We start from the raw sequence: 24736 nt of genomic DNA, 5'->3' as shown, positions 1-24736 counted from the left end.
GCCGCGCGCATCGGCACCAGCGACAGGCCCATGCCCGCCTCCACCGCGGTCAGCACGCTGGTCAGGTCGCTGCCGGTGAAGGCGACATGGCAGCGCCGCCTCTCCCGCCCGATCCGGTCGAACATCGCATCGCGATAGAGGCCGCCCGCCGGAAAGGCGACCAGCGGCAGCGGATCGGGCCAGTCGCCCCGCCGGTCCGCGCTTTCATGCCAGCCAATCGGCTCGGCGAAACTGGCGCGGCAATCGGCGCTCGGCGTCGGTTCCTTGACAGCGATGATGTCAAACTCGCCCGCGCGGTATCGGCGCGTGAGATCACGGCTGAGCCCGGTGGTGACGTCCAGCCGCACCGCCCGATATTGCTCGGAAAAGCGGGCGAACACCCGCATCATGGCGCGACTGGCTATGTCGTCGGGCAGGCCGATGCGGATCGACGCGCTGCCGGCCGGATCGGCAAGCAGGCTTTCCGCCTCCTGCTGCAGCGACAGGATGCGCCGGGCATGGCCCAGCAGCCGCTCGCCCGCCGCCGTCGGCCGCGCCGCCCGATCGACCAGCATATGCCCCACCGCCTGTTCCAGCCGGCCGAGCTGCTGGCTGATGGTCGACTGGGTCATGTGCAGCCGCTGCGCCGCAATGGTGAAGCTGCCGCTGTCGGCGATCGCGACAAAGGCACGGAGCAGGCGCGGATCGAGCATGGCATTCCATTTGGATCATGAATGATTGCCATTCATATATGTTGTTTGTCGATGATGCAGCCCCTGCCTATCCTGCGCGCCGCACAAGAACCGGGGATTTTCATGAAGACGCTTCTCGCCGCGCTGCTGGCCGCCACTGCCCTGTTGCCCCTGCCCACCGCAGCGAAGGCCGCGCCGGCCCGCGCCGACCTGCTAATCCGCCATGCGACGCTGGTCGATGTCGAGCATGGCCGCCTGGTCCCCGATCAGGCGGTCGCGACCAGGGGCGACCGCATCGTCGCGGTCGGCAACGACGCCACGATCGCCGCCGCCTGGCGCGCAGGCAAGAATGTCGAGGCGAAGGGCCGCTATCTGATCCCCGGCCTGTGGGACATGCATGTCCATTTCGGCGGCGGGCCGGAACTGATCGAAGAGAATAAGGCGCTGCTGCCGCTCTATATCGCCAACGGCATCACCACCGTGCGCGATGCGTCGGGCGACCTGCCCTATGATGTGCTGCGCTGGCGCGGGGAGATTGCCGACGGGCGCCTGTTCGGCCCGACCCTACTGAGTTCCGGCCCCAAGATCGAGGGGATCAAGCCGGTGTGGAAGGGCACGCTGGAAACCGGGTCGCAGGCCGATGTCGACCAGGCGATCGCCAAGCTGAAAGAACTGAACGTCAATTTCGTCAAGATCACCGACAGCACCCTGAAGCCCGATCTGTTCCTCTATGCCGTGCGCCAGGCGCGCGGCGCCGGGTTGCGCGCATCGGGGCATATTCCGATGGCGCTGACCGTCGGCCAGGCGATCGAGGCCGGGATCAGCTCGATCGAGCATATCGACTATGCCCACAAGGCGGGCGTGAAGGATGAGCCGCGGATCACCGCCGATTTCGCCGCCGGCAAGATCGACCGGGCGCAGGCGAGCGAGCAACTGGATGCCGGCTTTGACGAGACCACCGCCATGACCGCCTATCGCGACATGGCCGCGCGCGGCGTGTTCGTGACGCCGACGCTCAGCATCTCGCGCACCGTCGCCTATCTCGACAAGGAGGATCACAGCGCTGACCCAGAACTGGCCTATATCGGCCCGCGCCTGCGCAAGACCTATGACTGGCGGATCGAGCGCGCGGCCAAGGCGACACCCGATCAGATCGCCCAGCGCCACGCCATTTACGAGCATAATGCCGCGACCCTGCCGCTGTTGCAGCAGGCCGGCGTCACCATCATGGCCGGCACCGATGCCGGCTTCCTCAACAGCTTCGACTATCCCGGCTTTGCCCTGCACCAAGAACTGGCGCTCTATGTCGATCGCGGCCTGACCCCGGCCCAGGCGCTGGCCAGCGCCACCCGCGCCGGCCCGGCCTGGTTCGGCCTGCTAGACCGCTATGGCGCGGTGGCACAGGGCAAGCAGGCGGATATGGTGCTGCTGACCGCCAATCCGCTGGAGGATATCCACGCCACCAAGGCGATCGACGCGGTGATCCTGCGCGGCACATTGCAGGACCGGGCCAAGCTCGACGCGCTGCTGGCAGAGACGAAGGCGAAGGTCGCCGCCTGGAATGCGGCTACCCCCAAGCCCTGATCCAGCGGTTTACAGCAGGAAAGGATGCGCATTAGACCATCGGGCGCGGCCCACCCGCCGCACCTGATGGAGCCCCGCTTGCCCGACACCCGACTTGGCCATCCCGTCTATCGCGACATGCCGACCACCATCTTCGAGCATATGTCGGCGCGTGCGCGCGAAACCGGCGCGATCAATCTGGGGCAGGGCTTTCCCGAAGGACCGGGGCCAGTAGAAGTGCTGCAGGCGGCGGCGGATGCGCTGCTCACCCGCTCCAGCCAATATCCGCCGATGCCGGGCCTGATCGAACTGCGCACTGCGCTGGCCGATCATTATGCGCGGCGCCAGGGCCTCGACCTCAGCCCGCAGGAAATCATCGTCACATCGGGCGCGACCGAAGCGATTGCCGCCAGCCTGCTGGCGCTGGTGCGGCCGGGGGACGAGGTGCTGATGCTGGCGCCGCTCTATGACGCCTATCTGCCGCTGGTGGAGCGGGTCGGCGGCGTGGCCAGGGTGGTGAAGCTGACGCCGCCCGACTGGCGCGTCACCCGCGAGGCGCTGGAGGCGGCGATCACGCCACGGACCCGCATCCTGCTGATGAACAATCCGGTGAACCCGACCGGCATCGTGCTGCGCGAGGAAGAGCAGGCGCTGCTGGCCGACCTCTGCGTCAGCCATGACCTGATCGCGCTGTGCGACGAGGTATGGGAGGAGACCGTCTATGACGGAGTGCCGCATCGCCCGCTGATCGGCTTTCCCGGCATGCGCGAGCGTACGGTCAAGATCGGGTCGGCGGGCAAGATCTTCTCGGTCACCGGCTGGAAGGTCGGCTGGATGTGCGCCGCGCCGCCGATCGCCACCCTGCTCGCCCGCGCGCACCAGTTCCTGACCTTCACCACCCCGCCCAACCTGCAATGGGCGGTAGCGCAGGGGCTGGGCTGGCCCGACCAATGGCTGAACGACCAGCGCGCCGCCTATCAGGCGTCGCGCGATCGGCTGGCGGCTGGGCTCATCAGGGCGGGCTATGTCGTGCAACCAAGCGGCGCCACCTGGTTCCTGTCGATAGACCTGCCCGCGTCCGGCATCGCGATGGACGATGTGACCTTCTGCAACCGGATCATCGACGAAGCCGGCGTGGCGGCGATCCCGATCTCCGCCTTCTACCCCGACGATCCGGTCACCCATCTGGTCCGCCTCTGCTTCTCCAAGTCGGACGCGACGCTGGATCAGGCGATCGAGCGGCTCGCCGCCTTCCGCGCGAGCCTTGGCTGACGCAGGATCGTCGCGCCCAGGATCAGCATCAGGATCAAGAGCAGTCCCTGTGCGGCGAGGAAGGGCGGCTCGCTCCCGGTCGGCGCCAGCCGATTGAGCGCCGGCACCTTGAGGAAGCCCTGCACGACAGCCACGAACAGGTTGAGCCACAGGGCGATGGTCGCGGTGACCGCATAGACGCTCCGCGCGCGGCCCCGCAGGCCAAGGCCGTAAAAGGCGGCAAAGGCGACAATCAGCACCAGCGTCGAGAAAATGCCGACGCCGATCGCCGGGGTGAAGCCGCGAAAGGGAAAGAGGAAGCCGGTCAGGCTGGTGAGCAGGGTCGTCACCAGGAACAGGCCCTGCATTTTGGGCAGGACATGCCCCCTGGCCATGGCCGGCAGGGCGACAAGGCCGCTGACGATGCCGACCAGGCTGATCGCGACATGCAGGGCGATGAAGGCGGGAATGGAAAGACCGAGGATCATGATGCTTCTCCCTGGAAAATTCCCGTCACCCCCGCGAAAGCGGGGGTCCATCTCCCAACGATGCATCCAGACGCAAGGCCAGGAGATGGATTCCCGCCTTCGCGGGAATGACGAAAGAGGTCAGGCGGTCACCCGATACCGGGGCGCCGCATCCTTGAGCGACAGATTGGGCCGAAGCGCGGCCCGCGCGGCGAGATAGGCGTCGAGGTCAGCGCGATCCGGCAGGGCGGGAATGGTGATCGCCTCGCCCATGTCGAGCCCGGCCAGTGCCGCGTCGACCATCACCTCGACATCCATCACCATGTGCGGCGGCAGGCCGGCAATCTGTTCCGCCGTCCAGATGGCGGTGCGGGTGATGCCGGGCAGCACCGCCTGCACCTTCACGCCCTTGCCGCCCAGTTCAACCTGCAACGCTTCGGTGAAGGCCAGCACATAGGCCTTGGTCGCGGGATAAACGGCAGTGAAACCGTCCGGCATCAGCGCCGTGACCGATGTGATGTTGATCAGCGTGCCTGCGCCCCTGGCCGCCAGCCGCGGCGCAATGGCGCGGGACAGCCGCGTCACCGCCAGGATGTTGAGGTCTATGAGGCCGGTGAGATAGGCCGGGTCGGTCTCGACAAAGGCCTGTTCCCCGGCAATGCCGGCATTGTTGACGAGGCCGGTGATCGCGTCATCGTCGCGCAGCCGCGCCTCGACCCGCGCCAGATCGTCAGCTTGTGACAAGTCGGCGGCGATCACTTCCACGCTGACGCCGGCATCGGCGCGCAGGCGAGCGGCCAGCGCCTCCAGCTTCTCGGCGCGGCGGGCGACCAGGATCAGATTGGCGCCGCGCCTGGCGAAGCGATCGGCATAGACCGCGCCGATACCGTCCGACGCGCCGGTGATGAGGATGGTGTCTTTGGTCATGGGATGTCTCCTGTCCTTCATCCTCCGTTCGGTTCGAGAAGGCGTATCGAGAACGGGTTCTCGACAAGCTCGAACCGAACGGCGGTCAGTGGTTGATTGTCAGCCGTTGATGAAATCGAGCAGGTCGGCGTTGAACCGGTCCTGGTGAGTCTGCGTCAGCCCATGGTCGGCGCCTTCATACACGATCAGCACCGCCTGTTGGACGATCTTGACGGTCGACAGGGCAGCCGCGCCGATCGGCACGATCTGGTCGTCATCGCCATGCAGCACCAGCGTGGGCACATCGACCTTCGCCAGATCGGCATGGAAATCGCTTTCGGAAAAGGCGCGGATCGAGTCGAGCTGGCCCTTGAGGCCGCCCATCATCCCCTGCCGCCAGAACTCGTCGCGAATGCCCTCGGAGATGACCGCGCCGTCCCGGTTATAGCCGTAGAAGGGGATGGTCAGATCCTTGAAGAACTGGCTGCGATTGTCGAACGTGCCCTTGCGGATGCCGTCGAACACGTCGATCGGCAGGCCGCCCGGATTGGCTTCGGTCTTCAGCATCAGCGGCGGCACCGCGCCGATCAGCGCCAGCCTGGCAACCCGGCTGGTGCCATGGCGGCCGATATAGCGGGTGACTTCGCCGCCGCCGGTCGAATGGCCGACCAGGATGACGTCGGACAGGTCCAGCGCCGCGATCAGATCGGCCAGATCGTCGGCATATTGGTCCATATTATTATTGTCCCACACCTGGTCCGACCGGCCATGGCTGCGGCGGTCATGGGCGATGGTGCGGAAGCCCTGATTGGCGAAATAGACCATCTGCGCGTCCCAGGCGTCGGCGCTGAGCGGCCAGCCATGGGAGAAGAGGATCGGCTGGCCGTCGCGCGGCCCCCAATCCTTGTAGAAGATGCGGGTGCCGTCCCTGGTGGTGACATAGTTGCTCATGTGAAATTCCCTTCTTCTGTTCCAGAAGGGCGTCCTTCACGCCCTGTGCTTGCACTATTAGGGGCGATGGCGGAGGATCGGGATTGGCGGTTCCGACATTAAGCGGGCCGATTCCGACAAAGGATCAGCATATGGCCGACAGCAGTCTTCCACGCGCCGAAGTGGGCATATTGCTCTATCCGGGCTGCCAGCAGGCGATGGTCCATGGCATGACCGACCTGATCGACATTGCCGGGCAGTTCTCGGTCCAGCATGGCGGCCCGGTGGTGCGCGTCAGCCATTGGCAGATACAGGCCGATGGCTGCTTCGCCCGCAGTCATGACACGCATGAAGCATTGGCCGGCACGCCCGACATCTGGCTGGTCCCCGGCCGCCTGACCGGCGTACCCGAGGCGGAGGAGGCCGCGCCCTATGCCCGCTCGCTGCTCGATCGCCATGCCGCCGGGGCGACGCTCGCCTCCAATTGCGGCGGCGCCTTCCTGCTGGCGGCGACCGGCCTGCTCGACGGTCGCCCGGCCACCACCCACTGGTGGTTCGCCGACGCCTTCCGCGCCCGCTTCCCCGCCGTGAAGCTCGATTGCGACCGGATCGTCATCGACGATGGCGACATCATCACCGCCGGCGGACTGATGGCCTGGACCGACCTTGGCATGCGGCTGGTCGACCGGCTGCTCGGCCCGACGGTGATGCTCGACACCGCCAAATTCCTGCTGATCGACACGGCCGGGCGCGAACAGAAGCATTTCGCCCGTTTCCTGCCGCGCCTGACCCATGGCGACGAGCCGATCCTGAAGGTGCAGCACTGGCTCGCCGCGCGGGAGGCGAAGGCGGTCAGCGTCACGGAAATGGCGGCGCAGGCCGCGCTGGAGGAACGCACCTTCCAGCGCCGGTTCAAGGCGGCGACGGCCATGACCCCGATCGAATATGTCCAGCATCTGCGCGTGGCAAAGGCGCGCGAGCATCTGGAATTTACCCGGCGCACGATCGACCAGATCGCCTGGAGCGTCGGCTATGAGGATGCTGCCGCCTTCCGCAAGCTGTTCCACCGCCTGGTCGGCCTGTCGCCCGGCGACTATCGCGCCCGCTTCGCCGCGCCCAGCGCACAGGCGGCATGACGGCACGCATGAGGAAGGTTCTTGCGACCTTCGACGCGGCCCGCTAGGTTCCCGTTTCGTTCCCAAAAAGGATAGTTATGGACAGCCTCGCCGCCCTTCTCATTCCCGTCGCGCTGCTGATCGGCCTCGCCGTCGGCTGGCTGCTCAAGGGCAAGGCGCTGGCGCCGCTGACCGCCGAAAAGGCCGATCTGGCCGGCAAGCTCGACATCGCCACCGCCCAGCGCAACGGCGCGATCGCCGAGCTGGCGGTGGAGAAGGAACGGGTCGCCCAGGGCATGAGCCAGCTCGCCCGGCTCGAATCCGCGCAGGCCGCGTCCGAGCAGCGGATCGAGGCGCTGCAGGCCGCCGCCAGCCAGCGCATCGAAGCGATCCAGACCGAGCGCGAGGCTGCACTGCGTGACCTCGCCGCGCTCCAGTCCGACATCCATGCCCGCACCCAGGCGTTCGAACAGCAGATCGCTGCGCTCAAGGATGCCAAGGAACAGCTCTCCGCCCAGTTCAGCGAGATTGGCGGCAAATTGCTCGAATCCGCCCAGACCCAGTTCCTGACCCGCGCCGACCAGCGCTTCGCCCAGGCGAGCGAGAAGAGCGAGGCGCAGTTGAAGACGCTGCTCAACCCGGTCGAAACCACGCTCAAGCGCTATGAGGAGGGCCTCGCCCGCGTCGAGAAGGATCGGGTCGGCAGCTATGCCGAACTGCGCGAGGCCGTACAGCAGGTCCATCTCGGCCAAGGCCAGGTGCGCGAGGAAACGGCCAAGCTGGTCAACGCCCTGCGCGCCGCGCCCAAGACGCGCGGTCGCTGGGGCGAGCAGCAGTTCAAAAATCTCATCGAAACCGCCGGTCTTTCTCCCTTCGTGGACTTCAAGGAGGAAGTGTCGGTCGCGGTCGAGGACGGCCGCCTGCGCCCCGACTTCGTCATCAACCTGCCCGGCGACCAGCAGATGGTGGTCGACGTCAAATGCTCGCTGGTCGCCTATCTGAACGCGGTCGATCAGGTCGATCCGGCGCAGCGCGACGCCCATATGCTCGACCATGCCCGTGCCATGCGCACCCATGCCGATGCGCTGGGGCGCAAGGCCTATTGGGAACAGTTCGACAAGGCCCCCGACTTCGTCATCATGTATGTGCCGGGCGACAATTTCGTCACCGCCGCGCTAGAGGCGGACATGGAGCTGTGGGAACGCGCCGCCAAGAATCGCGTCATCATCTGCGGTCCCGCCACGTTCCTGCCGCTCGCCCGCACGCTGGCCGGGCATTGGCGCCAGGCCAAGATGCAGGAACAGGCGCAGCAGGTCGGCCAGCTTGGCAAGGAACTTTATGAGCGACTGGCCGTCGCCGCGACTCATTTGCGCAAGCTGGGTTCCGGCCTCAACAGCGCGGTCTCCAATTACAACAGCTTCATCGGCAGCTTCGAGACGCGCGTCCTCTCCACCGGGCGCAAGTTCCGCGATCTCGACATCGAGACCGGCGGCAAGGAGATCGAGGCGATGGAACCGCTCGACGTCCTCGCCCGCGACGCCCAGGCCGAAGAGGCGCGCGCGCTGCCAGCGGCGGAATAAGATCGTCTCGGGCTAGCTTGCCGCCACAGGCGCGGACCCAAGCTTAGCGGATCCCGGACGGCGCGGCCGGGCCTGCATCCAGGCAATCAGCCCCGCAACCGCCAGGCTGGCGGCAACCCCGCCGGCCACGGGCACGCCCAGCATCAGCCCCGTCATGCAGACCGGGGCATGCACCGCATAAAGCGGAAAGGAAAGTGCGCCCGCCGCCGTCATCCACCGCGATTGTCGCTGCCAGCGCAGCCCGCCCGCCAGCATCAGGGGACAGACCAGCAGGATGAAGACCATGCCGCTGGCCCAGCCATCCGCGTCGATCATCGTGCCGATGCCGAAATAGAGCGGCATCGCGACCAGGGCCGCCAGCGGCGGAACGGCTATGGTCGGCCTGTCACGCCACCAGCGCCACAATATGACCCCCACGCCATAGGCGCACATCACCCGCGGCAGGCCGAAGAGGAAGCTGGCAGGCTGCGCCCCCACGTCCACCCCCACACGACTGGCGACAACCGCGAACAGGGTCGCGCTCAGCAGCACGACATGCACCAATATCCTGGTCGACAAGCGCCGCAGGACAAGGCCGTGGGCCATATTGCCGATCAGTTCCAGGAGGATCGACCAGGCCGGCCCGTTCAACGGATAGAGACGCCTGGTGAATAGGCTGGGAATCAGCAGCAGATTGGCAAGGGCCACCGGCCAGAGCGACATCTCATTGGTGAGGAGGAAGCCGGGCAGCGCGATCAGCCCGGCAATGGCCATGACCGGCAGGAAACGCCGATATCGCGCGCGGACGAACCTGCCGGTGGACAGCCCCTGCCCCAACCGCGCCTCATAGGTGCGCGCCATCACATAGCCGCTCAGCATGAAGAAGAAGTCGACCGCCAGATAGCCGTTGCCCCGCGCGTCGCCCGTGGTCCAGGTCAGCGCATGGAACAGCAGGACGCTGAGCGCGGCGATCCCGCGCAATCCATCGAATCCGATCAGCCGCCCCTGCATGGCGCGGCTATAGCGAGCAAGCCTTAAGAATCTGCCCATTGCCGCCCTGCTCCGGCGCTGGCATGGCTGCCCCCATGAAAAAGATCGGCCTGCTTGGCGGCTCCTTCAATCCGGCACATGGCGGGCATCGCGCCATTTCGCTGTTCGCCAGGGACGCCCTGGGTCTCGACGAAATCTGGTGGCTGGTATCGCCCGGCAATCCGTTGAAGCCCGCCAGGGGCATGGCGCCGCTGCCCGTCCGCCTTGCCCATGCGCAGAAAATCGCCCGCCGCGCGCCGATTCGCGCCACGGCGATCGAGCGCCAATTGGGCACCCGCTACACCGTCGACACGCTGCGCGCGCTCCGCCAGCGCTACCCCCGCACCCGCTTCGTCTGGCTGATGGGCGCCGACAATCTGGCGCAATTTGGTCAATGGCGCGACTGGCGCGGCATAGCGCGACAGATGCCCATTGCCGTTATCGCCCGTCCGGGCTATGATGACGCTGCCCGTGGCTCTACGGCCATGAGCTGGCTGCGGCGCTTCGTCCGGTCCGCGCGCCAGAGTGCAGACTGGACGAATTGGAGACCACCGGCGCTCGTGCTATTGCGCTTTCGCCCTGATCCAAGATCGGCAACCCTGCTACGGCAGGCGGACCCCCTCTGGCATCGCGAATATGAAGCAACGTGTGTGCGCGATCCGCTCACGCGCCGGATGATCGTCTAGATTGGAGTTTAATTGACTAACCTCGCCCCTGCCAACGATACGGCGCCCGCCGCCGATAGCGTGGCCGCCCTGCACGCCCTTGTCATGCAGTCGCTCGACGACGACCAGGCGCAGGAAACCATCTCCATCCCCCTCGAAGGCAAGAGCAGCATCGCCGATCATATGGTGATCGCGAGCGGCCGTTCGTCGCGTCAGGTCGCGGCGATCGCCCAGCATCTGGCCGAACGGATCAAGAAGGCCACCGGCCGTTCCGCGCGGGTCGAAGGCCTGCCGGTCGCCGACTGGGTGCTGATCGATGCCGGCGACGTGATCGTCCATCTGTTCAAGCCGGAAGTGCGCAGCTTCTACAATCTGGAACGGATGTGGGGCTTCGTCGACGCACCGGTCGCGGGCAACGCCTGACAGCCCACTGACCGTTCAGTTCGAGCAGCATCGAGCGAAGTCGAGATGCGCCCGTCGAGAACCCTTCTCGACTTCGGTTCTCGACAAGCTCGAATCTGCGCTCGAAGCGAACGGAATTTGTAGATGCTCCTCCACATCATCGCGCGCGGCAAGATCGGGCGCTCGCCCGAAGCCGATCTGGTCGACCGCTATGTCAAGCGGCTGACCATGCCGCACAAGATCACCGAAATGCCCGACCGGGGCGGCAAGCTGCCGCCCGTCGGCCCCGGCACGGTGACGGTCATGCTCGATGAAAAGGGCAAGCAGCTCTCCTCGATGGACTTTGCCCGACGGATCGAGGGCTGGCGCGACACCGGCACGCGCGAGATCCGCTTCCTGATCGGCGCCGCCGACGGCTTCGACGATGCCGAACGGACCAATGCCGACCTGCTGATCGCCTTCGGCGCCATGACCTGGCCGCACATGATCGCCCGCGCCATGCTCTCCGAACAGCTGTGGCGCGCCTGCTCGATCCTCGCCAACCACCCCTATCACCGCGAAGGCTGAGGCTCGACATGCCTGCGGCTTGCGCCTAGGCAAAGCCCTATCGGGCGGGACAAGCGGTTGAAGCGCAGCATCATCAGCAACAGCATCACGGGCATCGCACTGGCCGGCATTTTGGCCCTTGTCGCCACGCGCCTGCCCGCCGCGGACGATGCCGCGATCATCCTGCCCGGCACCGCCGGCACCACGCTGGCGCAGGAACAAAAGGCGCTGCGCGACGCCCGCCGCCAGTCGGTCGAGGCCGCCGACCGTTCGGTCCGGCTGGAACGCCAGGCCGGCATGGCCCGTGACGAGGCCGAACAGGCCGGCCGCCGCGCCGCCGCCATGGCCGCCCGCATCCAGCAGGCCGAGGCCGATGTGCAGGCCGCCCAGGCCCGCATCGCCATCATCGCCCGCATGCAGCGCGCCCAGGCCGCGCGCCTCGCCGCCAGGCAGGAACCGGTGGTGCGACTGACCGCTGCGCTGCAGATGATGAGCCGCCGCCCGCTCGCCCTTGCCCTCGTCCAGCCCGGATCGATCAGCGACGCCGTCCATATGCGCGCGGTGCTGGGGCAGGTGCTGCCGGTGATCGAACAGCGCACCGCGGGCCTGCGCGCCGAACTGGACCGCAGCCGCGCGATCCGCGCCACCGCGCAGCAGGCCGCCGACGCGCTCGGCGCGCTGCGCGCCCGCTATGTCGAACTGGCCAGCGCTCGCGCGGAAATCGCGGCCTATGGGTTGGGGGATCGGGTGATGGCCGAACTGGCGCCGCTCACGCACCGGCTCGATCAGGCCCGCGCCCGCCTGTTCATCGGCGAAGGCGTGCAGGCCGCCCTGCTCGCGGCCTATAGCGCGCTGGCGGTCATGCTGGTTCTGCTCGGCGCCGATGCCGCCGCGCCGCTGGTCGCGCTCGCCTTGCTGGCCAGCGCCGGCGCGGTGGAGGCGATGGCCGGGCTGTCGCGCACCGCCTTCCGCCAGGCCAGCGTCGATGCCGGCCTCGCCCGGCTGGCCGCGCTCGATGCGCTGCCGCTGGAAGATACGCCGGCGCCATCCGCTGCGACAGCCCAAGCCATCCGGTTGGGCGGCGTCGAATTGCGCCCCGGTGCGCGCGTCGCCATCACCGGCCGCTCCGGTTCGGGCAAGAGCCTGCTTGCGGAGGGGCTGGCCGGGCTGCGTCCGGTCACGGCCGATGTCGCGCTTGGCGGCCATCTGCTGGCAGCCTGCTCCGGAACGACGCTGCGTGACCAGTTCGCCCTCTCGCCCCAGGATGCGCCGATGCTGGCCGGCAGCGTCGCCGACAATCTGCGCCTCGCCCGGCCCGGCATCGATGCGGCCGATATGGCCGATGCGCTGCATATTGCCTGTCTCGACCAGCGCATCGCCAGCCTGCCCGGCGGGATCGACTATCGGCTGGGCGAAGCCGGCGGCACCTTGTCGGGCGGCGAACGCAAGCGGCTGTCGCTGGCACGCGCGCTGCTGACCGGCCGTCCCTGGCTGTTGCTGGATGAGCCGACCGAGGGGCTGGATACCGCGACCGAGGCGCTGCTGATCAGTCGGCTGCGCATCTGGCTCGACCGGACCGGCACTGGCCTGATCCTGATTTCGCACCGCCCCGCGCCACTCACGCTGACCGACCGACAGGTGCCAGTGTCGGCCATCGCCCCTCTGCCGGGCCAGGGTCTACCCGGAGTGGCAAGCGCGGCGTGAGGATGATAGGCTTTGTCTTGCAAGCGCTTAGCCACCGCCCGACACAAGAGGGAGATGTTCGTGCCGCCAACCATCCTCATCGCCACAGATCTGACCGCCCGCAGCGACCGGGCCTTTGACCGGTCCGTCGAACTGGCGACCGACCTGGGCGGCACGCTGCTCGTCGCCCATGCGCTGGACAAGGGCGATGCCGCCCATGTCGCCCGCGCCTCCGATCGCGCTGGCCGGGTCATCGCCAAACTGACCGATGGCATCGGCGTGCCTGTCGAACCCGTGCTGATCCAGGGCCGCGCGCCCGAAACCATCGCGGAGCTGGGCAAGGAGCGGGGCAGCGCGGTGATCGTCGTCGGCCCGGCCCGCCACAATCATGTCGGCGACTTCATCCTGGGCACGGCGGTCGACTATCTGGTCCGGCGTTCGCCCGTGCCGGTGCTGGTGGTCAAGGAACGGCCGCGCCATCCCTATCGGCGCATCCTGATCGCAACCGACTTTTCCGACTGTTCGCTCCATGCCGTGCAGATGACCGCGATGCTGTTTCCCAAGGCGCGGCTCGATCTGGTCCATGTCTATGATGGCGGCTTCCCCTCCCGCCTCGATCCCGACCAGACCTTGGCCTTCGCCCGGTCGGAAGCGGAACGGGAAAGCGCCGAATTTGCCGCGCGTCCGGAACTGGCCGGCCAAGCCCGCCCCTTCCAGGTCGAACTGATCGAGGGACGTGCCGGCGAGGTGCTGCCGACCCTGATCGCACAGCGCGATATCGACCTGCTGGTGCTGGGCGCCCATGGTCGCAGCGGCTTCGTCCATGCGCTGATCGGCAGCCGCGCCTCCGAATTGCTCGAAGGCGCGCCCTGCGACGTGTTGATGGTGCGCAATTAGAAGGCGTCGATCTCCAACGCCATGATCGACGCTTCACCGGCGGCGATCGTGGCGGCCAGGCCCTGTGCCTGCGGCAAAACGCGCAGCGCGAAATAGTCGGCCAGCTTCAGCTTCACCTGATGCAGCGGGCTGTCACCCTGCGCGGCCGCCTGCGCCATGCGGGTCCACATCCAGCCCATCGACACCAGCGCGAACAGGCGCAGATAATCGACCGCCGCCGCGCCGGCGGCATCCGTGTCCGCGCCCTGCAGGGCCGCCGTCGCCGTGCGCAGCGCGTCGAGCGCCGTGCAGGTGCTGCGCGCGATCACGCTCCCACCGGCCGCTTCCACATCGGCCGCGATCAGGGCAAAATAGCCTTCGACCACCGCGCCGCCCGCCATCGGCAGCTTGCGCCCGACCAGGTCCGCCGCCTGCACGCCATTGGTGCCTTCGTAGATCTGGGCGATGCGCGCATCGCGCACATATTGGTCCATGCCCCATTCGCGGATGTAGCCATGGCCGCCAAAGACCTGCTGCGCCTGCACCGCGCTTTCGAATCCGAAATCGGTGAAGGACGCCTTCACCACCGGGGTCAGCAGCGCCACCAGCGCGTCGGCCCTGGCCCGTTCGCCGGCATCGACGTGGTGCTGCGAGCGGTCATGCTGCAGCGCGGTCCAGCCGGCCAGTGCGCGCCCGGCTTCCACGAAGCTGCGGATATTGAGCAGCATCCGGCGAACGTCGGCATGTTCGATGATGGCCACCGGCGCGCGCGCATTGTCGGCGCTGCGGCCCTGCAACCGTTCCTTGGCATAGCCCGCCGCCTGCTGATAGGCAGCGCCGGCGATGCCCAGCCCCTGGATGCCGACCATCAGCCGCTCGGCATTCATCATCGTGAACATGGCGGCCAGGCCGCGATGCGCCTCACCCACCAGCCAGCCGGTCGCGCCGTCATAATTCATGACGCAGGTGGGCTGGGCATGGATGCCCATCTTCTTTTCCAGCGCACCGACCGACATGCTGTTGCGCTGGTCGAAGACACCGTCCGCGCCGGGCAGGAATTTGGGCACCAGGAACAGGCTGATCCCCTTCACCCCGGCCGGCGCATCCGGCAGGCGCGCAAGCACCAGATGGACGATATTGCCGCCAAAATCATGGTCGCCCGACGAGATGAAGATCTTCGTGCCGGTCACCGCATAGCGGCCATCGCCCAGCGGCTCGGCCTTGGTCTTCAGCAGGGCAAGGTCGGTGCCGGCGCTGCTTTCGGTCAGCGCCATCGCGCCGGTCCATTCGCCACTCACCATGCGCGACAAATAGGTCGCCTTGAGCTCTTCGCTGGCATGGGCGGCGATCGCCTCGCACGCGCCACGGGTCAGGCCGGGGAACAGGCCGAAGGACAGGTTCGCGGCCGACAGCATCTCGTCCAACCAGAGTTGCAGGATGAAGGGTAGCCCCTGCCCGCCATGGTCGGGATCGGCCGACAGCGCCGCCCAGCCGGCATCGGCAAAGTCGCGATAGGCCTGGGCAAAGCCGGGCGGCGTCCGCACCGCGCCGTCGATCAACTGGCTGCCATGCTCATCGCCTTCGCGGTTGAGCGGCGCCAGGCGCTCGGCGCACATGCGCCCGGCCTCGTCCAGCACAGTCACGGCCAGGTCGGCGTCGACATCCTTGTTCAGCTCCGCCATCGCCTGGTCGAAGCCCAGCACCTCGCTCAGCAGGAAGCGATAATCGTCGATCGGCGGAACATAGCTGTACATCGAACCTCTCCAATATTGCTGCGGATCAGCTATACCAAACATCTGTTACAGTCAAACGCGCACAGCATCCTTGCCGCTGGGACGCGCGCCGATGATGCCCTGACTATACCCGATCGTGGCGAAAAATGGCGACGATCTGCGCGGCGATCTGCGCCCGCGTCAGCCGACCATCGCGATACCAGTCGGCCGCCGAATTGAGCTGGCTGAGCAGCAACGTGCGATAGAGCGAACGATCAATATCCGCGGGCAGCGGCAGCGCCGCCACCAGATCCCGGAACAATTGCTCGAACCGGTCGCGGCGCGCGACAAGTTGGTCGCGCACGCCATCCGGCACGGCGCGGAAATCATTCATCATCGGCATGGTCAGCGAATCCGCCGCCAACTGGATATCCAGCAGGCTGGCGCACGCCGCCTCCAGCCGCACCCAGGGATCGGCCTGTGTCGCGACCGCCGCCGCGATCCGCGCCTCGGCCGCATCCAGCGCGCCATTATGCAGTTCGACGAACAGCGCGTCCTTCGACTTGATATGGTGGTAGAGCGATCCGCCCAGTACCCCGGCCTGCTCGCCAATGTCGCGCATCGACGTGCCGCGATAGCCCTTGCGCGCAAACAGTTGCGCGGCGATTTCCAATATCTGGCGGCGGCGGCCCGATCCTTCGTCGCGCCCGCCCGCCGATGCGGCATCCCCGATCGTCATGTCAGCGCGCTAGCACAGGGCGTGACCACAGGCCACGTCCCGTGCGATCGCTCCCGGCTCAGGCCGGCACCTTCTGGCCATAGGGCGCATCGGCGTCGCGCGCCGGGATCGCGCCGCGCCGACCGATATTCCACCCGGCCAGACGATGTCCGGCCAATGCCGCCTCTGCCGGCTCCGCGCCGGCCAGCCGCGCATGCAGATAGCCGCCGTTAAAGGCATCGCCCGCGCCGCTCGAATCCACGACATCGACCCGCGCCGGCGGCGGCACCAGCACGCCACCGACCAGACAGCCTTCGGCGCCCAGCTTGACCACGATCTCGCGGCCCTCGCCCGCGCCCCAGCGCGCTGCGGCGTCGGCGGCATCATCCGCCTCGCCCATTTCGACTTCGTCCGCCAGGGTCGGCAACCCGATGTCGCACAAAGCGATCGCCCGGTCGCGCCAGGCCCGCGCAGTCGCGGCGTCGCTCCACAGGCGCGGCCGATAATTGCCGTCGAAGGCGATCCGCCCCCCCCGCGCCTTCACCCGTTCGCACAGCGCCAGCAACGCCTCGCGCCCGGCGTCAGGCAGGATGGCCAGGGTGATGAGCGAAAAATAGAGCAGGTCCGACTGGGCGGCCGCGTCGACCATTGCGCTGCTTTCGGGCAGGTCGAACATCGCCCGCGCCGCCGCCTCGCCGCGCCAATAATGGAAGCTGCGCTCGCCGGTCTCATCCGTCTCGATCGCATAGAGGCCGGTGGTCCGGCCGGGCGTGCCGATCAGCAGGCCGGTATCGACGCCTTCCGCTTCCCACGCCTTGCGCAGTTCCTCGCTCATCGGATCGGCGCCGATCGCACTGGCAAAACGCACCTTGTCGCCGGCCCGCGCCAGGTGGATCGCGGTGTTGATGACATCCCCACCATAGCGCAGGTTCCAGCTATCGCCGCTGCCCCGGCTCAGTTCCAGCATTGCCTCGCCGATGACGGTGATAGTCGCGTCGCTTGCCATGTGATCCTCTCTGATTGCAGCAGCGTCGTGCGGGGCCTGCCCCATGAAGTCAAGCCGTTGCGATCCCGTCCCATATGGCGGAACAGATTGCATTATGCCGCGTTTGCCACAGGCAAAGATACAGGATCGAAAATGTCAGGGGCGGAAATGGGGACGACAGAGACAGGACAGCCGGTCAACCGGTTCGAATTGCTGGTCCAGAGCGTCACCGACTATGCGATCTTCATGCTCGATCCGGCGGGCTTCGTCGTCAGCTGGAATAGCGGGGCGCAGCGCATCAAGGGTTACAGCGCCGACGAAATTATCGGCCAGCACTTCTCCGCTTTCTATACGGAGGAGGACCGCGCCGTCCATGTGCCCGCCGCCGTCCTGCGCACCGCCGAGGTCGAAGGGCGGTTCGAGGCGGAAGGCTGGCGTCTGCGCAAGGATGGCACCCGTTTCTGGGCCAATGTGGTGATCGATCCGATCCGCGATCCCGCCGGCCATCTGCTCGGCTTTGCCAAGGTTACCCGCGACCTGACCGAACGCCGCGCCGCGCAGGAGGAATTGCGCCGCAGCGAGGAACGCTTCCGCCTGCTGGTGCAGAGCGTCACCGACTATGCAATCTACATGATTGATCCGGTCGGCACGATCACCAGCTGGAACAGCGGTGCCGAACGATTCAAGGGCTATAGCGCCGAAGAGATTATGGGCAAGAATTTCGCCCGCTTCTATTCGGAGGAAGACCGCATGGCCGGCCTCCCCTCCCGTGCGCTCGATACCGCCCAGCGCGAAGGCCGGTTCGAGGCGGAGGGCTGGCGCATCCGCAAGGATGGCACCCGTTTCTGGGCCAGCGTCGTGATCGATCCGATCCGCGATCCGGCCGGCGAACTGCTGGGCTTTGCCAAGATCACCCGCGACCTTACCGAACGGCGCCAGGCGGCCCAGGCGCTGGAACAGGCGCGGGAGGCGATCTTCCAGAGCCAGAAGATGGACGCCATCGGCAAGCTGACCGGCGGCGTCGCCCATGATTTCAACAATCTTCTGGCCGTGATCGTCGGCAGCCTCGATCTCGCGCGACAGCGTCTTGCGGCCGGCGCCGATATCAGCCGCTATCTCGACAATGCCATGACCGCCGCCGATCGCGGCGCCACCCTGACCCAGCGGATGCTCGCCTTTGCCCGCAAGCAGGAACTCAAGCTGGAACGGGTCGATTGCATCGGCTTGGTCCATGGCATGGCCGATCTGCTCAAGACCACGATCGGCAGCAGCGTCGCGATCGAGACGCGCTTCCCGCTGTCGCTGCGCCCGGCCCATGCCGACCCGGCCCAACTGGAACTGGCGCTGATCAACCTGGCGGTCAATGCGCGCGACGCCATGCCCGACGGGGGCCGCCTGTTGATCGAGGGCAGCGAAATCATCCTGGCGCTGGGCGACCAGCCCGATCTCGCCGCCGGCAGCTTCATCCGCCTGACCGTGACGGATGAAGGCGAAGGCATGGACGAGGCGACGCTGGCCCGCGCCCGCGAACCCTTCTTCACCACCAAGGGGGTGGGCAAGGGAACCGGCCTTGGCCTGTCGATGATCCACGGCTTCACCCAGCAATGCGGTGGCGCGATGACGATCGCCAGCCAGCCCGGCAAGGGGACCAGCGTGTCCATCTGGCTACCCGTCGCCCTGACCGACGCCAGCAACGAGCGGACGGCCATTCCGTGCGAACCGGACGAGCTGGAAACCGAACCGCTGGTCATCCTGGCGGTCGATGATGACGATCTGGTGCTGACCAATACCGCCGGCATGCTGGAAACGATGGGCCATACCGTGTTCCAGGCCGGATCGGGTCGGGAAGCGCTGCACATGCTGGAGCAGGGGCGCATCGACCTGGTCGTCACCGATCATGCCATGCCCGGCATGACCGGCGCGCAACTGGCCGACGCGATCGAGCAGACCTATCCCGACCTGCCCGTGCTGATCATCACCGGCTATGCCGAACTGCCCGCCGATGCCAGCCGTCGCCTGCGCCTCGACAAACCCTTCCGCCAGGCGGAACTGGCGATGATGGTCCACCGCATCCGCCACGACAGCGCTCTCCGCCGACTGGTTCCCATCGGCACGGATAGCCACCCCTGAAGTTTTACCCGACAATATGTGACAGAATTTCACATATTTTCTTGGCCTTATGTCTTGCCATCGTCATGCGCATGGCCGATGGCAATTGCATCCTGACCGCCAGCAACTCCACAGGATCGCATGAACAAAGCCACACAGCCGACGCCGACATCGCATTTCTTCACATCCCTGCGGACGCGGCTTCACTATCTCGACTGGGGCAATCCGTCGGCGCCGCCGCTGATCCTGGTCCATGGCGGTTTCGACCATGCACGCAGCTGGGACTGGACCGCGCGTTCGCTCGCCCGCGACTATCATGTCATCTGCCCCGACCTGCGCGGCCATGGCGACAGCGGCTGGTCGTCGGACGGCTCCTACATGATGGCCAATTATGTCTATGACCTGGCCCAGCTGGTCGAATTGCTCGATCGCCGGCCGGTCACCATCGTCGGCCATTCGCTCGGCGGATCGATCAGCCTGCGTTATACCGGCCTCTATCCCGACAGCGTCGCACGCGTGGTCGCGATCGAGGGGCTGGGCCTGTCGCCCGACCGCATCGCCGAACAGGCCAAACGCAGTACCGAAGAGACATGGAAGGGCTGGATCGACACCCGCCGCACCAATGCCCGCCGCTCACCACGCCATTATGCAACGATCGAGGCAGCGGTCGCCCGCATGCGCGAACGCAACGATCATCTGTCGGTCGAACAGGCGCTGCACCTCACCCTCCACGGCGTGAACCGCAACGAGGATGGCAGCTATAGCTGGAAGTTCGATCCCTATCTGCACGGCGCCGCGCCCCAGGCCGGCACCGACGAAAATCTGCCCGACTTCTGGCGCCGCATCACCTGCCCGACGCTGCTGTGCCTTGGCCTCGACAGCTGGGCATCAAACCCCGTCAAGGATGGCCGCATCGCCCATTTCCAGCAGGCTCGGCTGGTGGAATTTCCCCATGCCGGCCACTGGCTGCATCACGACCAGTTCGAGATGTTCATCAAGGAACTGCGCGTCTTCCTGGCGGAATGAGGCGCCTCCTCAGGGCCTGCCTGGAAAATGCACGGAAGAGCGCATTTTCGATGCGGCACCAGCCCGCGCCCCCACCCGACCGCCCAGACATGGTACCCTGATGGGTGGTCGGGTGGGGGCGCGGGCTGGTGCGGATGCGCCATAAGCGCTTTTTCCAGGCAAACGCTCAGGCAATGAAGCCCGAAACCGCCGCCTGATATTCCGCCTTCAACTGAGCGATGAAGGCGCCCGCCGGCTGCACAGCCTTGATCGCGCCGATACCCTGGCCTGCGCCCCACACGTCGCGCCACGCCTTCTTGTCGCCGGCCAGGCTCGCGAAATCCATGTCGGCCGCCTTGGGCAGCTTGTCCGGGTCCAGCCCCGACGCGACGATGCTGGGGCGCAGATAATTGCCCAGCACGCCGGTGAAGACGTCGGAATAGACGATGTCGGCCGACGCGCTGTCGACGATCATGTCCTTGTAGGCGTCGAGCGCATTCGCCTCGGTCGTGGCGATGAAGGGCGACCCCATATAGCCAAGGTCCGCGCCCATCATCCGCGCCGCCGCGATCGACCGGCCAGTCGCGATCGCGCCCGACAGCGCCAGCGGCCCGTCGAACCATTCGCGGATTTCCTGGACCAGGGCAAAGGGCGACAGCGTGCCGGCATGACCGCCCGCCCCCGCCGCCACCGCGATCAGGCCATCAGCGCCCTTCTCAATCGCCTTCCTGGCAAAGACATTGTTGATGACGTCGTGCAGCACGATGCCGCCATAGCTGTGGATCGCCTCATTCACCTTCTCCTGCGCGCCCAGCGAGGTAATGACGATCGGCACCTTATATTTGACGCACAGCGCCAGATCCTCTTCCAGCCGCGCATTGGTGCGGTGGACGATCAGGTTGACGGCAAAGGGCGCATCCTGATCGGTCAGTTCCGCACCCAGTTGCTGCAACCAGGCCTCGAACGTGCCGGACGGACGCGCATTGAGCGACGGAAAGGCGCCGACGATGCCGGCACGGCATTGGGCAATCACCAGTTCCGGCTGCGAGATGATGAACATCGGCGACCCGATCAGCGGCAGGGACAAACGGCCTTGAAGCGAAGCCGGCAGGGTCATGATCGGGGTCTCTCCTTTATCTGTTCGAACCGCGCTATCATCGCTCCGCGCCCGGAAAAAGGCCAAAATCAACCGTATTGCTCAAGCAATACAGTGGTGCTATGATCTCGATCCAGGCCCGACAAGGAGTGCCCCAGAATGTATAGCGAGAGCGATCTGCAAGATGCCGTAGCGGCCGGCGCGCTGACGCCCGCCAGCGCCCAGGCGCTGCGCGACCATGTCGCCCGGCTGCGCGCCAGTTCGGTGGATGAGGAACATTTTCGCCTGCTGACCGGCTTCAACGATATTTTCGTCGCCATCGCCTCGGTAATCCTGCTGGTCGCGGTCGCGGGACTCGGCAACGAGGTCCGCCTTGGCATCACCACGCCGCACCAGCCCTCCTTCGTCTCCGGCCTGTTCGTCGCCGGCACCGCCTGGGGCCTCGCTGAATATTTCACGCGCCGCCTGCGCATGGCGCTGCCTTCGATCCTGCTGCTGCTCGCCTTTGTCGGCGGCATCGCCTTCACCGCAGCGCTGCTGATCGGACCGATGATCCCCGACGCGCAGAATGACGGCGCGGGTCTGGTCGCCTCGCTCGCCGGCCTCAGCGCCGCGATCGCCGCCTGGTTCCACTGGCGCCGCTTCATGGTACCGATCACCGTCGCCGCCGGTGCTGCCGGCGCGGCCGCGATCGTTGGCGGCCTGGCCATGTGGCTGATCCCGTTCAGCCACACCCTGCCCTTCATCCTGCTGCTGGTCGCGGGCCTTGCCATCTTCACCCTCGCCATGCGCTGGGATATGAGCGATCCGGGCCGCACCAGCCGCCGTTCAGACGTCGCCTTCTGGCTGCACCTGACCGCCGCACCTATGATCGCCCATTCGCTGTTCCAGTTGCTAGGCATCACCCATGGGCTGGTCGATGCAGGACAGGCCTTCCTGGTGATCCTGCTCTATCTCGCCTTCGGCCTGGTGGCGCTGGCGATCGACCGTCGCGCCCTGCTGGTCTCCAGCCTCGCCTATGTCCTCTATGCGCTCTACAGCCTGTTCCAGAAGGTCGGCGCGGTCGAACTGTCCGCCGCGCTCACCGCGCTGGTGATCGGCGGCACGCTGCTGCTGCTCTCGGCCTTCTGGCACCGCGCCCGTGCCGCGATCGTCACCGGCCTGCCCCCGGCGCTCGCCAGCCGCCTGCCCTATCTCAATCGCGCAGCCGCCTGATTCCTCCCCGACACGGGGAGGGGGACCACCGCCAACGGCGGTGGTGGAGGGGGCGTGCCAGCTGGCGCGCCCTTTCCCAATTCGGTTTGCCAATTCGGCTTGATAGTCATGAGGGCTACCCACTCCGGGCGCGGCCCCCTCCCCGCAAGCAGGGAGGATCAGTTCATCGCCAGGATCATGTTGCGCACCTGGGGATAGACCTGCTTTTCCCATTTGCTGCCGGAAAAGACGCCATAATGGCCCACGCCCGGCTGCAGATGATGGCGCTTCAGATGCGGCCGCAGGCCGGTGCAAAGGCCGTGCGCAGCCGACGTCTGGCCGACCGCGCAGACATCGTCCTTTTCGCCCTCGACCGTCAGCAGTGCGGTCTTGCGGATCGCGCCGGGGTTCACCGCCCGGCCATGGACCGTCAATTCCCCCTTGGCCAGCAGCATGCGCTGGAACACCATGTCGACCGTTTCCAGGTAAAATTCCTTGGTCATGTCGAGGACCGCGAAATATTCCTGGTAGAAGGTCTTGATCTTGTCGGCCTCGATCGTCTTGCCGTCGGCCAGCAGCTGATACAGTTCGCGATGCTGCGACCCGTGCCGTTCCATGTTCATCGACATGAAGGCGGACAGTTGCAGGAAGCCGGGATAGACCTCGCGCCCACGCCCGGCATAGCGGAACGGCACGGTGGAGATCAGATTCTCCTCGAACCATTCGATCGGCTTCTCGTTCGCCAGTTCGTTGACCACCGTCGGCGCCGCGCGCGGATCGATCGGCCCGCCCATCAGGGTCATCGACCTGGGTGTCGCCGCATCCTCATCCTCGGACATCAGCGCCACCGCGGCCAGCGCCGGCACGCAGGGCTGGCACACCGACACCAGATGGGCGCCGGGGCCGATATCCTGCAGGAACTGGATGACATAATCGACATATTCGTCGAAACCGAAGCGCCCGGCTTCCATCGGCACGTCGCGGGCATTCTTCCAGTCGGTGATATAGACGTCATGGTCCTGCAACAGCGTCGCCACGGTGCTGCGCAGCAGGGTTGCGAAATGCCCCGACATCGGCGCCACCACCAGCACCTTGGGCTGGGCGGTCTCGACATCGTCCTTCACGAAATGCAGCAGGTCGCCGAACGGCAGGTCGAGCACGATCTCCTCGCGCACCTCGACCTCGGCATTGCCGGTCTGGACGCGGTCAATGCCATAGGCGGGGCGCTTGTGGGTCATACGCGCGCCCTGGAACACGTCCACCAGCGCGAACATGCGGCGCGGCATCGGCCAGTCGGCGACCGGACCCATATGGTCGCGCATCGCCAGCGCCATCTGCGCCCCGAAGCGGGCCGGGGCCAGCATGTCTTCCATGGCCTGGTAACCGTCGTAAAGCATTCGCATATTACCAAAACAACCTTGTTCAACCTGGGGGGAGACGACTCGGCTCTTCCCTTAAACGCTATACATGCTTTTCATGTTGCACTGCATCATGAATGATGGAAAATAACATTCGGCATATCTGCCAGGGAACCGCCCCTGCGATTTTGCGTTTGGGGGCCGGGAACCGTGTATCGGGAGAGCATGGATGGCCGTCGCGGAACTCACTCTATCCAGCAAGAATTATTCCTCCTGGTCGCTGCGCGGCTGGCTCTTGTGCCGGCTCGCCGGGCTGAAGGTGGAGGAAAGGATCATCGCCATCGATGATCCGGAAAATCGCGCCGAACTGTTGCTCTTGTCGCCATCGGTGCTGGTGCCGCGCCTCACCCATGAAGGGGCGAGCGTCTGGGACACGCTCGCAATCGCGGAATATCTGCACGAACTTTATCCCCAGGTCGGCATGTATCCGGCCGAACGGATCATCCGTGCCCATTGCCGGTCGGTCTCGGGCGAGATTCATTCGGGCTTCGCCAATCTCCGCTCTGCCCTGCCGATGAACCTCAAGGTCCGCCATGACCGCTTCCCGATCTTCTCGGGCGCCAAGCCCGATATCGAGCGGATCGAGACGATCTGGACCGAATGCCTGGACGCCTATGGCGGCCCCTGGCTGTTCGGCGAAAAGCCGACCGTGGCCGATGCCATGTTCGCGCCGGTCGCTCAGCGCTTCCTCACCTATGCCGTGCCACTCTCGCCCAGGTCGGCGGCCTATTGCGACACCATCAACGGCTGGCCGCTGATGCGCGAATGGATCGACGCCGCCCGCGCCGAACCCGATGATATCGAGGAACTGGATATCGAGTTCTGAACGCCCCTTC

The 24736-nt window shown here is 66.3% G+C and carries 23 protein-coding genes; 13 read left to right on the top strand and 10 right to left on the bottom strand.

The annotated features are described in order from the left end of the window. The coding region (locus CG471_RS17200) for a LysR family transcriptional regulator (protein ID WP_099232639.1) at nucleotides 1–692 on the bottom strand (692 nt) is incomplete at its 3' end. 102 nt (nucleotides 693–794) lie between these two features. Between CG471_RS17200 and CG471_RS17195 the strand changes: the two genes are divergently transcribed. Beyond that, a complete protein-coding gene (locus CG471_RS17195) occupies nucleotides 795–2255 on the top strand; it encodes an amidohydrolase family protein (RefSeq protein ID WP_099232641.1) in 1461 nt (486 codons plus the stop codon). 66 nt (nucleotides 2256–2321) lie between these two features. Next, nucleotides 2322–3506: an aminotransferase gene (locus CG471_RS17190; RefSeq protein WP_099232638.1), complete on the top strand. Its 1185-nt coding sequence runs from the start codon at nucleotides 2322–2324 to the stop codon at nucleotides 3504–3506. On the opposite strand, the gene CG471_RS17185 is transcribed toward CG471_RS17190, so the two are convergent. The 3 genes from CG471_RS17185 to CG471_RS17175 all read right to left on the bottom strand — a co-directional run bounded on the left by CG471_RS17185 (nucleotide 3461) and on the right by CG471_RS17175 (nucleotide 5809). After that, nucleotides 3461–3973: a hypothetical protein gene (locus CG471_RS17185; RefSeq protein ID WP_099232637.1), complete on the bottom strand. Its 513-nt coding sequence runs from the start codon at nucleotides 3971–3973 to the stop codon at nucleotides 3461–3463. The genes CG471_RS17190 and CG471_RS17185 overlap by 46 nt on opposite strands. Before the next feature lie 120 nt (nucleotides 3974–4093). After that, entirely contained in the window at nucleotides 4094–4879 is a 786-nt protein-coding gene (locus CG471_RS17180; RefSeq protein WP_099232636.1) for an SDR family oxidoreductase, read from the bottom strand. Nucleotides 4880–4978: 99 nt separating this feature from the next. Next, the gene (locus CG471_RS17175) at nucleotides 4979–5809 is read right to left on the bottom strand and encodes an alpha/beta fold hydrolase (protein WP_099232635.1); all 831 of its coding nucleotides are present in this window, start codon (nucleotides 5807–5809) and stop codon (nucleotides 4979–4981) included. Between the two features lie 131 nt (nucleotides 5810–5940). Between CG471_RS17175 and CG471_RS17170 the strand changes: the two genes are divergently transcribed. Together CG471_RS17170 and rmuC are read left to right on the top strand one after the other, a co-directional pair. Next, nucleotides 5941–6924 (top strand): GlxA family transcriptional regulator, encoded by a 984-nt coding sequence (locus CG471_RS17170; RefSeq protein WP_099232634.1) that lies wholly within the window; start codon nucleotides 5941–5943, stop codon nucleotides 6922–6924. Between the two features lie 77 nt (nucleotides 6925–7001). Further along, complete coding sequence (rmuC, locus tag CG471_RS17165) at nucleotides 7002–8483, top strand: DNA recombination protein RmuC (RefSeq protein WP_099232633.1); 1482 nt, start codon at nucleotides 7002–7004, stop codon at nucleotides 8481–8483. 12 nt (nucleotides 8484–8495) lie between these two features. Here rmuC and CG471_RS17160 read toward each other — a convergent pair whose 3' ends face one another. Next, complete coding sequence (locus CG471_RS17160; protein WP_099232632.1) at nucleotides 8496–9512, bottom strand: acyltransferase; 1017 nt, start codon at nucleotides 9510–9512, stop codon at nucleotides 8496–8498. 35 nt (nucleotides 9513–9547) lie between these two features. Here CG471_RS17160 and CG471_RS17155 point away from each other — a divergent pair, with 35 nt between their 5' ends. The 5 genes from CG471_RS17155 (at nucleotide 9548) to CG471_RS17135 (ending at nucleotide 13684) form a co-directional block, all read left to right on the top strand. Then, nucleotides 9548–10177 carry a nicotinate-nucleotide adenylyltransferase gene (locus CG471_RS17155; RefSeq protein ID WP_099232631.1) on the top strand — a complete coding sequence of 210 codons (630 nt, stop codon included), beginning with the start codon at nucleotides 9548–9550 and terminating at the stop codon, nucleotides 10175–10177. A gap of 12 nt (nucleotides 10178–10189) precedes the next feature. Beyond that, nucleotides 10190–10579 (top strand): ribosome silencing factor, encoded by a 390-nt coding sequence (gene rsfS, locus CG471_RS17150; RefSeq protein WP_004209841.1) that lies wholly within the window; start codon nucleotides 10190–10192, stop codon nucleotides 10577–10579. A 123-nt stretch (nucleotides 10580–10702) separates the two neighbouring features. Then, a complete protein-coding gene (locus tag CG471_RS17145; RefSeq protein ID WP_099232630.1) occupies nucleotides 10703–11125 on the top strand; it encodes a 23S rRNA (pseudouridine(1915)-N(3))-methyltransferase RlmH in 423 nt (140 codons plus the stop codon). Between the two features lie 57 nt (nucleotides 11126–11182). Next, nucleotides 11183–12808, top strand: a complete 1626-nt coding sequence (locus CG471_RS31385) for an ATP-binding cassette domain-containing protein (RefSeq protein WP_257211584.1) — start codon at nucleotides 11183–11185, stop codon at nucleotides 12806–12808. Nucleotides 12809–12862: 54 nt separating this feature from the next. Further along, a complete protein-coding gene (locus CG471_RS17135; protein ID WP_099232629.1) occupies nucleotides 12863–13684 on the top strand; it encodes a universal stress protein in 822 nt (273 codons plus the stop codon). On the opposite strand, the gene CG471_RS17130 is transcribed toward CG471_RS17135, so the two are convergent. The 3 genes from CG471_RS17130 to CG471_RS17120 all read right to left on the bottom strand — a co-directional run bounded on the left by CG471_RS17130 (nucleotide 13681) and on the right by CG471_RS17120 (nucleotide 17099). Next, nucleotides 13681–15417 carry an acyl-CoA dehydrogenase gene (locus CG471_RS17130; protein ID WP_099232628.1) on the bottom strand — a complete coding sequence of 579 codons (1737 nt, stop codon included), beginning with the start codon at nucleotides 15415–15417 and terminating at the stop codon, nucleotides 13681–13683. The two genes, CG471_RS17135 and CG471_RS17130, sit on opposite strands and share 4 nt — an antisense overlap. Before the next feature lie 103 nt (nucleotides 15418–15520). Next, on the bottom strand, nucleotides 15521–16114 hold the full coding sequence (locus CG471_RS17125; protein WP_099232627.1) for a TetR/AcrR family transcriptional regulator: 594 nt from the start codon (nucleotides 16112–16114) through the stop codon (nucleotides 15521–15523). A gap of 58 nt (nucleotides 16115–16172) precedes the next feature. Next, nucleotides 16173–17099, bottom strand: coding sequence for a sugar kinase (locus CG471_RS17120; protein WP_099232626.1), 927 nt, complete (start codon nucleotides 17097–17099; stop codon nucleotides 16173–16175). A 147-nt stretch (nucleotides 17100–17246) separates the two neighbouring features. Here CG471_RS17120 and CG471_RS17115 point away from each other — a divergent pair, with 147 nt between their 5' ends. Beyond that, complete coding sequence (locus CG471_RS17115) at nucleotides 17247–19208, top strand: PAS domain-containing sensor histidine kinase (RefSeq protein ID WP_099232625.1); 1962 nt, start codon at nucleotides 17247–17249, stop codon at nucleotides 19206–19208. A 120-nt stretch (nucleotides 19209–19328) separates the two neighbouring features. Next, on the top strand, nucleotides 19329–20213 hold the full coding sequence (locus tag CG471_RS17110; RefSeq protein ID WP_099232624.1) for an alpha/beta fold hydrolase: 885 nt from the start codon (nucleotides 19329–19331) through the stop codon (nucleotides 20211–20213). A gap of 166 nt (nucleotides 20214–20379) precedes the next feature. Here the strand turns inward: CG471_RS17110 and CG471_RS17105 are convergent, their stop codons facing one another. After that, nucleotides 20380–21309 carry a nitronate monooxygenase family protein gene (locus tag CG471_RS17105; RefSeq protein WP_048938879.1) on the bottom strand — a complete coding sequence of 310 codons (930 nt, stop codon included), beginning with the start codon at nucleotides 21307–21309 and terminating at the stop codon, nucleotides 20380–20382. 138 nt (nucleotides 21310–21447) lie between these two features. Here CG471_RS17105 and CG471_RS17100 point away from each other — a divergent pair, with 138 nt between their 5' ends. Continuing rightward, entirely contained in the window at nucleotides 21448–22503 is a 1056-nt protein-coding gene (locus tag CG471_RS17100; RefSeq protein ID WP_099232623.1) for a hypothetical protein, read from the top strand. Nucleotides 22504–22661: 158 nt separating this feature from the next. Here the strand turns inward: CG471_RS17100 and CG471_RS17095 are convergent, their stop codons facing one another. After that, the gene (locus CG471_RS17095) at nucleotides 22662–23885 is read right to left on the bottom strand and encodes a polyhydroxyalkanoate depolymerase (protein ID WP_099232622.1); all 1224 of its coding nucleotides are present in this window, start codon (nucleotides 23883–23885) and stop codon (nucleotides 22662–22664) included. A 184-nt stretch (nucleotides 23886–24069) separates the two neighbouring features. Between CG471_RS17095 and CG471_RS17090 the strand changes: the two genes are divergently transcribed. Beyond that, entirely contained in the window at nucleotides 24070–24726 is a 657-nt protein-coding gene (locus CG471_RS17090; RefSeq protein ID WP_004207782.1) for a glutathione S-transferase, read from the top strand. Nucleotides 24727–24736 lie beyond the last annotated feature (10 nt).

It is taken from the genome of Sphingobium sp. IP1, assembly GCF_002708645.1.
GTDB classification, from domain to species: domain Bacteria; phylum Pseudomonadota; class Alphaproteobacteria; order Sphingomonadales; family Sphingomonadaceae; genus Sphingobium; species Sphingobium yanoikuyae.
This window is presented reverse-complemented; position numbering and strand designations above follow the sequence as displayed.

Excerpts from the sequence above, each read along its gene's own strand:
- CG471_RS17195 (WP_099232641.1), top strand. The coding sequence starts at position 795 with ATGAAGACGCTTCTCGCCGCGCTGCTGGCCGCCACTGCCCTGTTGCCC.
- CG471_RS17190 (WP_099232638.1), top strand. The coding sequence starts at position 2,322 with ATGGAGCCCCGCTTGCCCGACACCCGACTTGGCCATCCCGTCTATCGC.
- CG471_RS17185 (WP_099232637.1), bottom strand. The coding sequence starts at position 3,973 with ATGATCCTCGGTCTTTCCATTCCCGCCTTCATCGCCCTGCATGTCGCG.
- CG471_RS17180 (WP_099232636.1), bottom strand. The coding sequence starts at position 4,879 with ATGACCAAAGACACCATCCTCATCACCGGCGCGTCGGACGGTATCGGC.
- CG471_RS17175 (WP_099232635.1), bottom strand. The coding sequence starts at position 5,809 with ATGAGCAACTATGTCACCACCAGGGACGGCACCCGCATCTTCTACAAG.
- CG471_RS17170 (WP_099232634.1), top strand. The coding sequence starts at position 5,941 with ATGGCCGACAGCAGTCTTCCACGCGCCGAAGTGGGCATATTGCTCTAT.
- rmuC (WP_099232633.1), top strand. The coding sequence starts at position 7,002 with ATGGACAGCCTCGCCGCCCTTCTCATTCCCGTCGCGCTGCTGATCGGC.
- CG471_RS17160 (WP_099232632.1), bottom strand. The coding sequence starts at position 9,512 with ATGGGCAGATTCTTAAGGCTTGCTCGCTATAGCCGCGCCATGCAGGGG.
- CG471_RS17155 (WP_099232631.1), top strand. The coding sequence starts at position 9,548 with ATGAAAAAGATCGGCCTGCTTGGCGGCTCCTTCAATCCGGCACATGGC.
- CG471_RS17145 (WP_099232630.1), top strand. The coding sequence starts at position 10,703 with ATGCTCCTCCACATCATCGCGCGCGGCAAGATCGGGCGCTCGCCCGAA.
- CG471_RS17135 (WP_099232629.1), top strand. The coding sequence starts at position 12,863 with ATGTTCGTGCCGCCAACCATCCTCATCGCCACAGATCTGACCGCCCGC.
- CG471_RS17130 (WP_099232628.1), bottom strand. The coding sequence starts at position 15,417 with ATGTACAGCTATGTTCCGCCGATCGACGATTATCGCTTCCTGCTGAGC.
- CG471_RS17125 (WP_099232627.1), bottom strand. The coding sequence starts at position 16,114 with ATGACGATCGGGGATGCCGCATCGGCGGGCGGGCGCGACGAAGGATCG.
- CG471_RS17120 (WP_099232626.1), bottom strand. The coding sequence starts at position 17,099 with ATGGCAAGCGACGCGACTATCACCGTCATCGGCGAGGCAATGCTGGAA.
- CG471_RS17115 (WP_099232625.1), top strand. The coding sequence starts at position 17,247 with ATGGGGACGACAGAGACAGGACAGCCGGTCAACCGGTTCGAATTGCTG.
- CG471_RS17110 (WP_099232624.1), top strand. The coding sequence starts at position 19,329 with ATGAACAAAGCCACACAGCCGACGCCGACATCGCATTTCTTCACATCC.
- CG471_RS17105 (WP_048938879.1), bottom strand. The coding sequence starts at position 21,309 with ATGACCCTGCCGGCTTCGCTTCAAGGCCGTTTGTCCCTGCCGCTGATC.
- CG471_RS17100 (WP_099232623.1), top strand. The coding sequence starts at position 21,448 with ATGTATAGCGAGAGCGATCTGCAAGATGCCGTAGCGGCCGGCGCGCTG.
- CG471_RS17095 (WP_099232622.1), bottom strand. The coding sequence starts at position 23,885 with ATGCGAATGCTTTACGACGGTTACCAGGCCATGGAAGACATGCTGGCC.
- CG471_RS17090 (WP_004207782.1), top strand. The coding sequence starts at position 24,070 with ATGGCCGTCGCGGAACTCACTCTATCCAGCAAGAATTATTCCTCCTGG.